A 13,013-nucleotide genomic window follows, 5' to 3' on the forward strand; every position below is an offset into this window, starting at 1 on the left:
GTCGTCCGGACTGCGCCCCTGCCACTACGCTTCCCGCGTGACCACCACTGACTACGCCTCCTACATCGCGGGGCTCCCCCGGGTGCTGGCCGCCGCGGCCACCTTGTTCCGGGACGACCGGGGGCGAGTGCTGCTCGTCGAGCCGAACTACCGGGACGGCTGGGCGGTGCCCGGCGGAACAGTCGAGTCCGACGACGGCGAGAGCCCGCGCCAGGCCGCACGGCGCGAGACTGCCGAGGAGATCGGCCTCGATCTGGCACCGGGGCGGCTGCTCGCCGTCGACTGGGCACGCGGCCCGCAGCGGCCTCCGATCGCCGCGTACCTGTACGACGGCGGGGTGCTGGACGAGACCCGGTTGAAGACGATCCGGCTCCAGGAGGAGGAGCTCCTGTCCTGGCGGCTGGTCGAGCGCGAAGAGATCGACCGCTATCTGCTCGGCGCCCTCGCGCTGCGCGTGAAGGCCGCGCTGGAGGTGCTCGAATCCGGCGGCGGCGCGGTGGAGCTGGAGGACGGCCGCCCGGTGGACGGCTGACGGCTGACGGCTGACGGCTGACGGCCGGGGCCGGATACCACCCCAATCACCCTTCTGTCCCGTTGTGCTGACCGGTCGTCACCTGGTAGTCCGGTCGACGGCTGCCGGACCGTCGAGTTCATGTGCCATTGGTCCGCAGTGCACGCTCGACCGGCATCATCCGGACTCCACGACAGCGGAGGGATCATGCGTAAGCACACGGGACACCTCGGTGGGCGACTGGTCACGACCGTCGCAGCGCTCGCCTGTACGGCAGTCGTCGCCACGGCGTCGACGGCGCTCGCTGAACCGGCACCGGCCTCGGTGCCGACCGCACCCGGCGGCCTGCCGCAGTCGGTCGACGGCGGCGCCTGGCAGTCCGGCCATGTCCAGGGCATGGCCATCGACCGCCGCAAGGGCTTCATGTACTTCTCGATGACCAATCTGCTGGTCAAGACCGACCTCAAGGGCAATCCGGTCGGCTCGGTCACCGGATTCACCGGCCACCTCGGCGATCTGGACTTCAACGAGAAGGACGGCCGGGTCTACGGCTCGCTGGAGTACAAGGAGGCGAAGTCCTTCTACATCGCGATCCTCGATGTCGACCGCATCACCCGGATGGACATGGACGCCCAGTCCACCGGGGTCGTCTCGACCGTCTACCTCAAGGAGGTCGTGAAGGACTTCACCGCCGACATGAACGGCGACGGGGTCTTCGACGGCGACACGGGCAACACTCCCGACCACCGCTACGGCTGCAGCGGCATCGACGGCGTCGCGTTCGGTCCAGCCTTCGGCGACCGGCGCGGCAACCGCGCCGCGAAGAGACTGACGGTCGCGTACGGCGTGTACGCCAACACCGGCCGCGCGGACAACGACCACCAGGTGCTGCTCCAGTACGACGTCACCCACTGGAAGAAGTACGAACGCCCACTGACCGAGTCCGCCCCGCACACCAGCGGACCCGCCCACGTCGGCGGCAAGTTCTTCGCGTACACCGGGAACACCAATTACGGCGTGCAGAACCTGGAGTACGACGGGCACAGCGGCAACTGGCTGATGGCCGCCTACAAGGGCTCCAAGCCCGGTTTCCCCAACTACTCGGTCTTCGCGCTGGACGGTGCGCGCAAGCCGGTACGCGGCTGGGTGCGCGGGCAGCAGCACCCGGAGCGCGGACTGCTGCTCCCGCTGCTGCGCGAGGGGGCGCACGACGCCACGACGGGTACGTACGGGTGGCCGGCGCCGGGACAGTACGGGCAGTACGGGCTGGTCTCGCTCGACGACGGGCGGTTCTACGTGGCGCGCAGCGGCACGCTCCAGGACGGCGGCGTCACCAAGCAGACGGCACGTGCCGAGCTGAACACCTGGACGGGCCTGACCCCGTCCCCGTTCACTCCTGCCGGCCCCGCGGCCTGACATCCGCCACGGGGCGGACGGCTGCCCGAGACCGAAATGGCCTCGCGGACGGTGACCGGCGCTGCTTACGCTCGCTCCATGACTCTGGTCGCGATCCTCAGCGGCGCCGGCATCTCCACGGACTCCGGCATCCCCGACTACCGCGGGCCCAACGGGCTCTGGCGCAAGGACCCGGAGGCCGAGAAGCTCGTCACGTACGACTACTACATGGCCGATCCGGAGATCCGCCGCCGCTCCTGGCAGATGCGCCGCACCAGTTCGGCCTGGTCCGCGGAGCCGAACGCGGCGCACCGCGCGGTGGCGGAGCTGGAGCGGTCCGGCGTCCCGGTGCGGGTGATCACGCAGAACGTCGACGGTCTGCATCAGCTCGCCGGGCTCCCCGGCCGCAAGGTCCTGGAGCTGCACGGGACCGCGCGCGAGGTGGTCTGCACCCGCTGCCACGCCCGCTCGGCGATGAGCGAGGCGCTGGCCCGGGTGGAGGCGGGAGAGGCCGACCCGGCGTGCGCGGTCTGCGGCGGCATCCTGAAATCGGCCACGATCATGTTCGGTGAGCGGCTCGATCCGATGGTGCTGGGCCAGGCTGTGTCGATCGCGAAGGCCAGCGAGGTGTTCATCGCGGTCGGTACGACGCTCCAGGTGCAGCCCGCCGCCTCACTGGCCGGGATCGCGGTGGAGAACGGGGCGCGGCTCATCGTGGTGAACGCGGAGCCGACCCCGTACGACGAACTGGCCGAGGAGGTCGTCCGCGAGCCCATCGGCACGGCGCTGCCGGCGCTGCTGGGGCGGCTGGCCGCCGGTGCGGAGCCGGCCGTGGGTTCCGACGGGGATCCCGGCGGGACTTCCGACGGGGCTTCGGGCGGGACTTCCGACGGGGCTTCCGGGGACTGAGGTACGGGGACCGAGGTGCCGGTGGGGCCGGAAGGCGGTCGGCCCGGCCGGGAGTTGTCGGTGGGGGGCTGTACGGTCCCCCGCATGACAGAACCCTCCCCACTCGACGCCACCCGTGCCTCTTACGACACCGTCGCCGCCGACTACGCCGTGCTGCTGGCCGACATGATGCCGAAGAAGCCGTACGACAATGCCGTGCTGGCCGCCTTCGCGGACATCGTGACGGCGGGCGGCGGCGGCCGGGTGGGCGATCTGGGCTGCGGGCCCGGTCGTGTGACGGCCCGTCTGCGCGATCTCGGGCTGGCCGCATTCGGCATCGACCTCTCCCCCGGCATGATCGCGGTGGCCCGCGCGACCTACCCCGACCTCGTCTTCGACGAGGGTTCGATGACCGACCTGGACCTGGCGGACAGCAGCCTGGCCGGTGCGCTGGCCTGGTACTCCCTGGTCCACACCCCGCCGGAGCAGCTGCCCGGCATCTTCGCCGAGTTCCATCGGGTCCTGGCCCCGGGCGGCCATCTGCTCATGGCCTTCAAGGTCGGCGACGAGTGCGTGCGCCTGGAGCAGGCGTACGGCCACACGGTGACGCTCGACGTCTACCGCTTCGTGCCCGACGCCGTGGCCGGGATGCTGGGGAAGGCCGGGTTCCGTGTCCAGTCCCGGCTGGTCCGCGAGGCGGACGAGTGGGAGAAGACCCCGCAGGCCTTCTTCGTGATGGTGAAGCCCGCAGCACCGTAACGGCCCGGCCGTGCTCGGCCGGACAGGTCTCAGTGGTCGAGTTCCTGCTGTACCCGCCGCGAGGGGCGGAACGTGTACAGGTCGAGGATCTCCGGCGGGTCCACCAGCCCGGGACCGCCCGCCTCGACCCAGGTGACGATGTCCGTCACCGCGTCCGGGTCGTTGACCAGCCCGAGCCAGACCGGGCGGCCGCCCGCCCGGCGGCCCTCGGCCGACGGCTGCACGACGACGACATTGGCCCGTTCGCAGGAGTCCAGGCACTCCACGGCACGCACGGTGGCGACCGCGCCGAGCGATCGCCGCAGCTCGGCGAGCTGACCGGCGTGGTCCACGTCCGGGATCTTGGGCGTCCCGCAGCAGCAGCCGCGGCAGACGCTGACGGTGGGCCGGGGCGTCCCCTCGGCGGGGGCCGCCCTTCGGGTGCGGCGGCTCATGCGGGAACGCCTCCGGTGCGGGCGGGGATGATCACCAGGGGACTGTACCGATCCCCGCCACCGGATCGAACACCTGCTCTCCCCCGTTCGGGGGTGGGGTACAGTTGATGGCTGCGAAGGGGAGTAGCCCCGCAAACCGGTCGTCGACACACTGGAACCCCCGGGTTCCCGGTGGCCGGGCCCGTGGATCATCACGGGCGGGCGAGACCTTCGGTCAGGTATGACACGCCCGCGCCCCCGTGGGCGCTGACGTCATGCCGGGCCGAGTGGTCCTCCGGAAGCCCGAGTGGCGCTTCGCGAAGACCCGGGGCCCGGCTCTCACAGAAAGCCACCCGGAATGCACCTCGACCCCTGGGCGATCCTCACCGCCTTCGGTCTGATCTTCCTTGCGGAGCTCCCCGACAAGACGATGTTCGCGTCGCTCGCCATGGGCACCCGCATGCGGCCGCTGTACGTCTGGTTCGGCACGTCGTCCGCGTTCATCGTGCACGTCGCCATCGCGGTGGGGGCGGGCAGCCTGATCGGGTTGCTGCCCGACTGGATCGTCAAGCTCGTCTCCGCCTCCCTCTTCGCGTTCGGGGCCTTCATGCTGCTGCGCTCGGGTGGCGGCGATGACGGCGAGGACGGCGGAACGAAGACGGTGACCGGTTTCTGGCCGGTCTATTCGACCGCGTTCATGGCCGTCTTCATCAGCGAGTGGGGCGACCTCACCCAGATCACCACGGCCAACCTGGCCGCGAGCAACGGCACCTGGTCCACGGCGATCGGGTCCGCGGCCGCCCTGATGTCCGTCTCGGCGCTGGCGCTGCTCGCCGGGCGCTTCATCGCCAAGCGGGTACCGCTGAAGACGGTCCAGCGGATGGGCGGGCTCTGCATGCTGGGGCTGGCGATCTGGACCCTGGTGGAGATCTTCACCGGCTGACGGCCGGCGCGTACGCAGGTGGCTCGGGACGGGCCCGGACCTCGGTGTCCGGGCCCGTTGCCGTGTCGGTTTCCACGGGAGAGGGCGCGGGCGGCGTCAGAAGAGCGCCGGGGTGTCGTCCTGCGTACCGTTCTCGAAGGCCAGCAGCCGCTGCTTGCGGTCGAGTCCGCCGCCGTAGCCGGTGAGACCGCCCGAGGCGCCGATGACACGGTGGCAGGGGACGATGATGCCCACCGGGTTCTTCCCGTTGGCCAACCCCACCGCCCGTGAGGCGCCCGGCTTGCCGAGGTTCTCGGCCAGTTCGCCGTACGAGCGGGTCTCGCCGTACGGGATCAGCCGCAACTGCTCCCAGACGCTGCGCTGGAACGGGGTGCCGTCCAGGCGAAGCGGCAGGTCGAAGGTGCGCAACTCCCCGGCGAAGTAGGCGTCGAGCTGGCGGACGGCCTCCGTGAAGGGCCGGGGGTCACGTTCGCCGAAGGTCACCTCGGGCGGGCGGTGCCGCTGACCGGTCATGTAGAGGCCCGCGAGGACCCCGTCGGTGGCGACGAGGGTGAGCGGACCGTACGGGCTGTCGACGACGGTGTGCTGCCGGGTCGCCGCGGGTGGCTGCGGATCGGTCATGGCTGGACTTCCCGGTTCTTTTCGGTGGGCAGGTGGTTGATGGGGTGGTCGTCCACGGTCCACAGGTACTGGACCGCGTACGCCCTCCAGGGGCGCCAGGCGGCCGCGCGGGCGGTGAGCGCCGCGGGTGTCGAGGGGAGGCCGAGCTCCTCGGCGGCGCGCCGGATGCCGAGGTCGGTGGGGAGGAAGGCGTCCGGGTCGCCGAGCGCCCGCATCGCGATGACCTCGACGGTCCAGGGGCCGAAGCCGGGGAGCGCGGTCAGTTCGGTCCGCGCCTGCTCCCAGTCGGTGTCGGTGCCCAGCCGCAGCGATCCGTCGGCGAGTGCGGAGACGAGCGTGGTGAGGGTGGTGCGGCGGCTGCGGGGCAGGGCCAGCTGTTCCGGGTCGAGTCCGGCGAGGGCCGCCGGGTCCGGGAAGAGGTGGGTGAGGCCGCCCTCCGGGTCGTCGACCGGCAGACCGTGCGCGCCGACCAGGCGGGCCGCGTGGGTGCGGGCGGCGGCGGTCGAGACCTGCTGGCCGAGCACCGCCCGTACGGCGAACTCCGCGCCGTCGACGGTACGCGGCACCCGCCGGCCGGGCGCCTTGCCGACCAGCGGGGCGAGCAGCGGATCGGCGCGCAGCTGCTCGTCGACGGCCTCCGGGTCGGCGTCCAGGTCGAGCAGCCAGCGGCAGCGGCTGATCGCGAGGGTGAGGTCGCGCGGGTCGGTGAGGGAGAGACGGCAGGCGATGTGGTCGGGGTGCGGGGTGAGCGCGACGATGCCGTGTCCGTACCGCAGGGAGAGGGTGCGGCGGTAGGCACCGTCGCGCCACTCCTCGACGCCGGGGACGGCGGTCGCGGCGAGGTGACCGAAGAGGTTGCTGGGGTTGAGCGGGGCCCGGTACGGCAGCCGCAGCGCGATCATGCCCGGGGTGGCCGGGGGTGTCCCGGACCGCGCGGCGCGGCTGCGCAGTTCGCCCGGGGCGAGCGCGAAGACCTGGCGGACGGTGTCGTTGAAGGTACGGATCGAGGAGAACCCGGCGGCGAACGCGACTTCCGCCATGGGGAGTCCGGTCGTCTCGATGAGCAGTCTCGCGGTCTGGGCGCGCTGCGCGCGGGCCAGGGCGAGCGGGCCGGCTCCGAGCTCGGCGAGCAGCTGGCGTTCGATCTGCCGGGCGGAGTAGCCGAGCCGTGCGGCCAGTCCGGGGACGCCCTCGCGGTCGACGACACCGTCCCGGATGAGCCGCATCGCGCGGGCCACGGAGTCGGCGCGGGCGTTCCACTCCGGGGAGCCGGGGCTGGTGTCGGGCCGGCACCGTTTGCAGGCACGGAATCCGGCCTGCTGACAGGCCGCGGCACTGGGGTAGAAGGTCATGTTCTCGACCTTGGGCGGCACGGCCGGGCAGCTGGGACGGCAGTAGATCCGGGTGGTCAGGACCGCCGTGAAGAACCAGCCGTCGAAGCGGGCGTCCTTGGAGTGGACGGCCCGTACGCAGCGCTCGGTGTCGGTGTACATGGCTCAAGCATCCGTCACCCGGAATCCCGAGGCTGGCGAGAATCCGACATGGACCTCGCGCTGCCAGGAACTCTTCGGAGGCCGTGCCGGGCTCCCGGGCTCCCGGGCGGGGAGTCCGCGCAGGGTGGACAACCCCTGAGGCGGCTTCCACGCCCGGGGCGGCTGTCACCAGGAGGACTTGGTGACCCCCGGCAGGAATCCGGCATGCGCCTGCTCGCGTGCGCGGACTCGGGAGAGACCGAACTTCCGCAGGTATCCGCGGGGCCGCCCGTCCACGCTGTCCCGGTTGCGCAACCGGGTCGCACTGGCGTCGCGCGGCTGGCGCCGGAGCTCGTCCGCGGCGGCCCGGCGTTCGGTGTCCGTGGTGGACGGCCGGCGGATGATCTCCTTCAGCTCGGCGCGACGGGCGGCGTACCGCTCGACGGTCGCCCTGCGCTTCTCGTTCTGCGCGATCTTGCTCTTCTTGGCCATCAGACCTTCCCTCCCCCGGCCCGGATGCGGGCGACGGCCGCCTCGATCCCGATGCTGTCGACGGTCCTGATCGCCCTGGCGGCGAGCGTGAGCCGGACGTACCGGCCCTCGCTCGACAACCAGTACCTCTTGCGCTGGATGTTGGGGTCGAAGCGGCGTGAGGTGCGCCGGTGCGAGTGGGAGATGTTGTTGCCGAAGCCCGGCCGGGCGCCGGTCAGTTGGCAGTGGGCGGACACGGTGCTACCTGCTTTCTGCGGAGAACCACATATTGGAAATGGAAATCATTGCCATATAGTAGCGGTCATGGCTCGCAACGAACTACGCCCGGCCGTCAGGCCCCACCGGTTGCCCGTCCTCGTCGTCGGCGGGCTCCACTCCGACGCGCGCAGGAAGGTGGTGGAACGGCTGCTGCGCACCGTCCCCGGCAGCGTCGCGCTCCACCACGATCTGGCCACGGCCGCCGAGGGCACCGTGTGGCGCCTCGTCCGCGACGCGTCGGGCGAACTGTCGCGCGGCCAGGCCCCGCTCGTCGACGACTGCGCCTGCTGCGCGTTGCGCGAGGACCTGGTGCCGGAGCTGGAGCGGCTGGCCGCCGACGGGGCGACCCGGCTCGCGGTGGTCGAACTGTGGGACTCCGTCGAGCCGAGGGCGATGGCCGAGGCCGTCGTCACGCACGGCGGCGACACCCTCGAACTCACCAATGTGATGACGGCCGTCGACCCCGCTCTCGTCATGCCCTGTCTCGGGAACGGCGACGACCTGGCCGGCGTCGGCCTGGCGGCAGCAGCCTCGGACCGGCGGACCGTCGGCGACACCTGGGCACGGCAGCTGGAGTACGCGCCGGTGATCGTTCTCGTGGACGGCGACGAAGCCTGCGAAGAGGACCGCGCACTACTGGCCCAGCTCCACCCGACGGCCCGTCAAGTATGGTACGAATCGGGGGAATTGGGTCTGCTCGCGTTCGCGGGCTTCGACGTGGAATCGGCGGCGGCGGCCCAGCACCCGGCCTGTGCGCTGCTGCCGCAGGAGGCGGACGGGGCCGGGGTCGCCACGCTCGTCTGGCACCGCCACCGCCCCTTCCACCCCGAGCGGCTCTTCCAGGCGCTGGAGGAGTTGTGCTGTGCGGCAGCGCGCAGCCGGGGCCGCTTCTGGCTCGCCGACCGCCCCGACACCCTGCTGGCCTGGTACGCCGCCGGCGGCGCCCTCTGCGTGGAGAGCGCGGGCCCGTGGCTGGCCTCCCTGCCGGACGCGGCCTGGGACATGGTGCCTCCGGTCCGCCGGGCGGCGGCTGCCCTGGACTGGCACCCCGAGCACGGCGACCGCTGCCAGCACCTCGTCTTCACCTCCCCCGGCCTCGACCGGGACGGGCTGGCCCGGCTCCTCGACGCCTGCCTGCTCACCGACGCCGAATACGCCGCGGGCCCCGAGGCGTGGAGACGGCTCCCGTCCCCCTTCGACTCGTTCCTCGACCCGGTCCGCTGACTCCGGCCGGCGGCGGAAGCCCCGCGCTAGTCCGGTCGGCCCTCTTCGGCTTCGCCCCGGATCAGCCCTGCGCAGCCAGTACCTCTTCGAACTCCGCGTACGCGTGCGCGTCGAACAGCACGAACCGCACCTCCTCCACGGGCGGCGCGGCCTCCGCCAGGACCGTGCGTACGGCGATGCGTGCCCCGTCGTCCATCGGCCAGCCGTAGATCCCGGTCGAGATGGCCGGGAAGGCGACGGTACGCGCCCCCAACTCCGCGGCCGTCCGCAGTGATTCGCGGTAGCACGAGGCGAGGAGCGCCGAGCGGTCCTCGGAACTGCTCCAGACCGGGCCGACGGTGTGGACGACCCAGCGCGCGTCCAGCTGCCCGGCCGTCGTGGCGACGGCCTGGCCGGTGCGCAGGCCCTTTCCGTACCGCGAAGCGCGCAGCTCCCGGCATGCGGCGAGGATCTCCGGACCGCCCCGGCGGTGGACCGCGCCGTCGACCCCGCCCCCGCCGAGCAGGGAGGAGTTCGCCGCGTTGACGATGACATCGGCGGACTGCCGGGTGATGTCGCCGCGGACCAGGGTGACGGTCACGCCCTCGGGTGAACGCATGTGGACCATGATGCCCCGTGCGGCCCGCTCAGGCCGCCCGCAGCCGCCGCCAGACAGCCTTCGCCGCGTGGTGGCCCGACATGCCGTGCACCCCGGGGCCGGGCGGAGTGGCCGAGGAGCAGAGGAACACCGCGGGGTGGGCCGTCGCGTAGGGGACCCGGGCGAGCTTGGGGCGCAGCACCGTCTGCAGGCCTGCGAAGGCGCCGCACGCGATGTCGCCGCCGACGTAGTTGGCATTGCGCGTCGCGAGCTCGGGCGGTCCCGCCACCGCGCGGGCCAGCACCAGGTCGCGGAAGCCGGGGGCGAAGCGCTCCAGTTGCCGTTCGATGACGTCGGTGGCGTCACCCTCCCAGCCCGACGGGACGTGTCCGTACGCCCAGAAGACGTGCCGGCCCTCGGGTGCGCGGGACGGGTCGACCAGGCTGGGCTGTGCGGTGATCAGGAACGGCACGCTGGGGTCGCGGCCTGTCACGGCGGCCGTCAGCGCGGCGTCGATCTCACCGGCCGTGGGGCCGATGTGGACGGTGCCGGCCCGCCGGGCCTCCTCCGCCGTCCAGGGGACGGGGCCCGACAAGGCGTAATCGATCTTGAAGCAGGACGCTCCGTACCGGTAGCCGCGGTAGGCGTGGCCCAGTCCGGCGATGCGGGCGAGGGCGGTGGGCGAGGTGTCGAAGATGTAGGCGCGGGCGGGCGGCAGCTCGTCGAGGCGCTTGACCTCCGTGCCGGTACGGATCGTGCCGCCCTGTTCGCGTATGTACGAGGCGAGGGCGTCGGAGATGGACTGCGATCCGCCGCGCGGCACGGGCCAGCCCTTCTCGTGCGCGGCGAGCGCGAAGAGCAGGGCGATACCGCCGGTGGCGATTCCGCTGGTGGGAGCTATGGCATGGGCGGCGAGCCCGGCGAACAGGCCGCGCGCCTTCACACCGCCGAAGCGGCGGGAGAGCAGCGACGCGGGCTGGAGCGCGTCGAGACCGAAGCGCACCCAGCGGTAGGGGTCACGGGGCAGCCCGTCCCACGGGGTGCGCAGGAAGTCCTGGGCGAGGGTGTCCCAGTGGCCGAGGTAGGGGGCGACGAGCCTGCGGTACGCCCCCGCGTCCTGGGGTCCCAGCGACATGGCGCTCTCCCCCACCGAGCCGGTGAGCACGGCGGCCGTGCCGTCCGGGAAGGGGTGGGCGAGCGCCAGCTCGGGCTGGAGCCACTCCAGGCCGTGCCGGGCGAGCGGCATCGCGTCGAACGCGGGTGAGCCGATGCCCAGCGGGTGGACGGCGGAACAGGGGTCGTGACGGAATCCGGGGAGGGTGAGCTCCTCGGTGCGGGCACCGCCTCCGACGGTGTCCTGCGCTTCGAAGACCTCCACGGCGAAGCCGCGGCGGGCCAGTTCGGCCGCGGCGGTCAGTCCGTTGGGGCCCGCCCCCACGACGACTGCATCGAGCATCGACGGCACCTTCGGACTCCTTCGTCAGCCGACGGCCAGGGCACCCAGGATATTCCGAGGCACCGACAACGCGGGCGCGGGTATGGTAGCTGCGCGATGGACACACCGAACTCCCAGGCCACGCCCCGGGCGGCCGACGAAGCGACCGCACCCGCCGCCCCCGTCACCGACGTGCCCGCCCGTATCGCCGACATGGCCGCCCGGCTCACCGCACTGCCCGGTATCCGGGCCGTCGCGCTGGGCGGCAGCCGGGCCCGTGGCACCCACCGTCCGGACTCCGACTGGGACCTGGGCCTGTACTACCGCGGCACCCCCGACGTGGCGGCGCTGACCGCGCTGGCCTCCGAGGTGCAGGGTTCCCCCGCCGAGGTCGCCGGTCCCGGCGGGTGGGGGCCATGGGTCGACGGCGGGGCCTGGCTGCGGGTGGACGGCGTCCCGGTGGACTGGATCCTGCGCGATCTGGACCGGGTGGAGGCGGTCTGGGCCGACTGCCGTGAGGGACGCTTCGAGGTGGGCGTGCAGCCGGGGCACCCGCTCGGGTTCTGGTCCCCCGCATATCCCGGCGAGGTCGCGCTGGGCCGGGTGATCGCCGACCCGCAAAGGGAATTGACGGTACTTCAGGGAGAGGTCCGGAACTATCCGGAGCCGCTGCGCACCGCGCTCGTCGATGCCGCCTGGGAGGCGGAGTTCTCGGTGGCGGCCGCCCGCAAGTCGGCGCCCGGCGGCGACCGGCTCCATGTGTCGCTGTGCCTGTCGCGGGCGTTCGGCATCCTCGCCCAGTCCCTCCACGCCCACCATCGCACCTGGTGTCTGAACGAGAAGGGCGCGGCGGCCGCGGCCGCCGCCCTGCCGGACACCCCCGAGCGGTACACCGAGCGGATCGGCGAGGCGCTGCGGGGCCTGGACGAGGAGGCGGTGGAGCTGGCCGCGGAGCTCGTGCGGGACGTCCGGTCGGCCTGCGGCGGGTGAGGTGGCCCGGCAGGTGGGGTGAGCCTGCGGGTGGGATGATTCTGCGGCGCGTGAGACGGGCCGACGGGCGGGGTGGGCCCGCGGCGGGTGAGATGAGCCGGCGGGCAACGCAGGCCCGCGCCCGGCTCGCGGCGCCGGCCCGCGAGCTCCTGGCCTGATCGGGGTCCCGATCCTGATCGGAGTCCTGCTCAGGCCCCGTCGCGGAGCGCCTGGAGGACGCGTTCGACGGTCTTCCCGTCGCGGGCCGCCGTGAACGGCAGCGCGTTGCCGCCGGTGATGCGGAACGGTGCGCCGGAGAGGGTGGCCTGGGAGCCGCCCGCCTCGGCGACCAGCAGCAGGCCCGCCGCGTGGTCCCAGGCGTACTCCCAGTTGAAGGCGACCGCGTCCAGCTCGCCACGGGCGACGGCGAGGTATTCGAGCCCCGCCGAACCGCAGGGACGGGCCTCGATCCCCTCGGTGCGCAGGCCGAGCAGGGCGCGCTTCTGCGCGTCGGTGGTGTAGTCGGGGTGCGACATCGCCACGTGCAGCGCCTCCCCGGGGGCGGGCGAACCGGAGCGTATCCGCTCGCCGTCGAGCGTGGCACCGCGGCCACGGACCGCGACCGCCATCTCGTCCAGGGCCGCGGCGTACGTCCACGAGGCCAGGAGTTCGCCGCGGTGGGCGAGGGCTACCAGGGTGCAGAAGCCCGCTTCGCCGCGGACGAACTGGCGGGTGCCGTCGACCGGGTCGACGATCCACACGGGTGCGTCGCCGCCCAGCGCCTCGTACACCTTCGGGTCGGCGTGGACCGCCTCCTCGCCGACGACGACCGAGCCGGGCAGCAGCCCGGTCAGCGATGCGGTGAGGTGTTCCTCGGCGAGGCGGTCGGCGGTGGTGACGAGGTCGTGCGGACCGTTCTTCTCGACGATCTCGTGTGCGGCGAGCTGCCGGAAGCGGGGCATGATCTCGGCGGCGGCCGCTGCGCGTACCGCCGCCTCGACCTCGGTCAGGTCTCCGGCCAGGAATTCATCGATCATGTCCCCAGCCAATCATGTC

Annotated in this window: 15 protein-coding genes; 7 read left to right on the forward strand and 8 right to left on the reverse strand. The window is 72.6% G+C overall.

Translation table 11 applies throughout. The features are described from left to right. Positions 1 to 37: 37 nt before the first annotated feature. The 4 genes from OG842_RS06910 (at position 38) to OG842_RS06925 (ending at position 3,553) form a co-directional block, all read left to right on the forward strand. A complete protein-coding gene (locus OG842_RS06910; protein ID WP_266728461.1) occupies positions 38 to 532 on the forward strand; it encodes an NUDIX domain-containing protein in 495 nt (164 codons plus the stop codon). 186 nt (positions 533 to 718) lie between these two features. Beyond that, positions 719 to 1,927: a hypothetical protein gene (locus OG842_RS06915; protein ID WP_266728463.1), complete on the forward strand. Its 1,209-nt coding sequence runs from the start codon at positions 719 to 721 to the stop codon at positions 1,925 to 1,927. A 78-nt stretch (positions 1,928 to 2,005) separates the two neighbouring features. Beyond that, complete coding sequence (locus OG842_RS06920; protein ID WP_328512117.1) at positions 2,006 to 2,815, forward strand: SIR2 family NAD-dependent protein deacylase; 810 nt, start codon at positions 2,006 to 2,008, stop codon at positions 2,813 to 2,815. Between the two features lie 84 nt (positions 2,816 to 2,899). After that, the gene (locus OG842_RS06925) at positions 2,900 to 3,553 is read left to right on the forward strand and encodes a class I SAM-dependent methyltransferase (RefSeq protein ID WP_328512118.1); all 654 of its coding nucleotides are present in this window, start codon (positions 2,900 to 2,902) and stop codon (positions 3,551 to 3,553) included. Positions 3,554 to 3,582: 29 nt separating this feature from the next. Here OG842_RS06925 and OG842_RS06930 read toward each other — a convergent pair whose 3' ends face one another. Further along, entirely contained in the window at positions 3,583 to 3,987 is a 405-nt protein-coding gene (locus OG842_RS06930; RefSeq protein ID WP_266728469.1) for a (2Fe-2S) ferredoxin domain-containing protein, read from the reverse strand. Between the two features lie 337 nt (positions 3,988 to 4,324). On the opposite strand from OG842_RS06930, the gene OG842_RS06935 reads away from it, so the two are divergent. Further along, entirely contained in the window at positions 4,325 to 4,909 is a 585-nt protein-coding gene (locus OG842_RS06935) for a TMEM165/GDT1 family protein (protein WP_328512119.1), read from the forward strand. Between the two features lie 96 nt (positions 4,910 to 5,005). Here the strand turns inward: OG842_RS06935 and OG842_RS06940 are convergent, their stop codons facing one another. From OG842_RS06940 to rpmB, 4 genes are all read right to left on the reverse strand, one after another. Continuing rightward, a complete protein-coding gene (locus OG842_RS06940; protein WP_328512120.1) occupies positions 5,006 to 5,530 on the reverse strand; it encodes a methylated-DNA--[protein]-cysteine S-methyltransferase in 525 nt (174 codons plus the stop codon). Then, entirely contained in the window at positions 5,527 to 7,023 is a 1,497-nt protein-coding gene (locus tag OG842_RS06945; RefSeq protein ID WP_328512121.1) for an AlkA N-terminal domain-containing protein, read from the reverse strand. The genes OG842_RS06940 and OG842_RS06945 overlap by 4 nt, the downstream gene beginning before the upstream one ends. 165 nt (positions 7,024 to 7,188) lie before the next feature. After that, positions 7,189 to 7,494 (reverse strand): 30S ribosomal protein S14, encoded by a 306-nt coding sequence (gene rpsN / locus OG842_RS06950; RefSeq protein ID WP_266728475.1) that lies wholly within the window; start codon positions 7,492 to 7,494, stop codon positions 7,189 to 7,191. Then, positions 7,494 to 7,730 (reverse strand): 50S ribosomal protein L28, encoded by a 237-nt coding sequence (rpmB, locus tag OG842_RS06955; RefSeq protein WP_266728477.1) that lies wholly within the window; start codon positions 7,728 to 7,730, stop codon positions 7,494 to 7,496. The genes rpsN and rpmB overlap by 1 nt, the downstream gene beginning before the upstream one ends. A 67-nt stretch (positions 7,731 to 7,797) precedes the next feature. On the opposite strand from rpmB, the gene OG842_RS06960 reads away from it, so the two are divergent. Further along, positions 7,798 to 8,976: a CobW family GTP-binding protein gene (locus tag OG842_RS06960; RefSeq protein ID WP_328512122.1), complete on the forward strand. Its 1,179-nt coding sequence runs from the start codon at positions 7,798 to 7,800 to the stop codon at positions 8,974 to 8,976. A gap of 61 nt (positions 8,977 to 9,037) precedes the next feature. Here the strand turns inward: OG842_RS06960 and OG842_RS06965 are convergent, their stop codons facing one another. Together OG842_RS06965 and OG842_RS06970 are read right to left on the reverse strand one after the other, a co-directional pair. Further along, complete coding sequence (locus OG842_RS06965) at positions 9,038 to 9,574, reverse strand: O-acetyl-ADP-ribose deacetylase (RefSeq protein ID WP_328512123.1); 537 nt, start codon at positions 9,572 to 9,574, stop codon at positions 9,038 to 9,040. 28 nt (positions 9,575 to 9,602) lie between these two features. Next, positions 9,603 to 11,018, reverse strand: a complete 1,416-nt coding sequence (locus OG842_RS06970) for a phytoene desaturase family protein (RefSeq protein ID WP_266728483.1) — start codon at positions 11,016 to 11,018, stop codon at positions 9,603 to 9,605. Between the two features lie 183 nt (positions 11,019 to 11,201). Here OG842_RS06970 and OG842_RS06975 point away from each other — a divergent pair, with 183 nt between their 5' ends. Continuing rightward, a complete protein-coding gene (locus OG842_RS06975) occupies positions 11,202 to 11,978 on the forward strand; it encodes a nucleotidyltransferase domain-containing protein (RefSeq protein ID WP_266733461.1) in 777 nt (258 codons plus the stop codon). Between the two features lie 188 nt (positions 11,979 to 12,166). On the opposite strand, the gene OG842_RS06980 is transcribed toward OG842_RS06975, so the two are convergent. Next, on the reverse strand, positions 12,167 to 12,994 hold the full coding sequence (locus OG842_RS06980) for an inositol monophosphatase family protein (RefSeq protein WP_266728484.1): 828 nt from the start codon (positions 12,992 to 12,994) through the stop codon (positions 12,167 to 12,169). Between the last annotated feature and the right edge of the window lie 19 nt (positions 12,995 to 13,013).

Source organism: Streptomyces sp. NBC_00376, from assembly GCF_036077095.1.
In the GTDB taxonomy this organism is placed as follows: Bacteria; Actinomycetota; Actinomycetes; order Streptomycetales; family Streptomycetaceae; genus Streptomyces.

Excerpts from the sequence above, each read along its gene's own strand:
- OG842_RS06915 (WP_266728463.1), top strand. The coding sequence starts at position 719 with ATGCGTAAGCACACGGGACACCTCGGTGGGCGACTGGTCACGACCGTC.
- OG842_RS06920 (WP_328512117.1), top strand. The coding sequence starts at position 2,006 with ATGACTCTGGTCGCGATCCTCAGCGGCGCCGGCATCTCCACGGACTCC.
- OG842_RS06925 (WP_328512118.1), top strand. The coding sequence starts at position 2,900 with ATGACAGAACCCTCCCCACTCGACGCCACCCGTGCCTCTTACGACACC.
- OG842_RS06930 (WP_266728469.1), bottom strand. The coding sequence starts at position 3,987 with ATGAGCCGCCGCACCCGAAGGGCGGCCCCCGCCGAGGGGACGCCCCGG.
- OG842_RS06935 (WP_328512119.1), top strand. The coding sequence starts at position 4,325 with ATGCACCTCGACCCCTGGGCGATCCTCACCGCCTTCGGTCTGATCTTC.
- OG842_RS06940 (WP_328512120.1), bottom strand. The coding sequence starts at position 5,530 with ATGACCGATCCGCAGCCACCCGCGGCGACCCGGCAGCACACCGTCGTC.
- OG842_RS06945 (WP_328512121.1), bottom strand. The coding sequence starts at position 7,023 with ATGTACACCGACACCGAGCGCTGCGTACGGGCCGTCCACTCCAAGGAC.
- rpsN (WP_266728475.1), bottom strand. The coding sequence starts at position 7,494 with ATGGCCAAGAAGAGCAAGATCGCGCAGAACGAGAAGCGCAGGGCGACC.
- OG842_RS06960 (WP_328512122.1), top strand. The coding sequence starts at position 7,798 with ATGGCTCGCAACGAACTACGCCCGGCCGTCAGGCCCCACCGGTTGCCC.
- OG842_RS06965 (WP_328512123.1), bottom strand. The coding sequence starts at position 9,574 with ATGCGTTCACCCGAGGGCGTGACCGTCACCCTGGTCCGCGGCGACATC.
- OG842_RS06975 (WP_266733461.1), top strand. The coding sequence starts at position 11,202 with ATGGCCGCCCGGCTCACCGCACTGCCCGGTATCCGGGCCGTCGCGCTG.
- OG842_RS06980 (WP_266728484.1), bottom strand. The coding sequence starts at position 12,994 with ATGATCGATGAATTCCTGGCCGGAGACCTGACCGAGGTCGAGGCGGCG.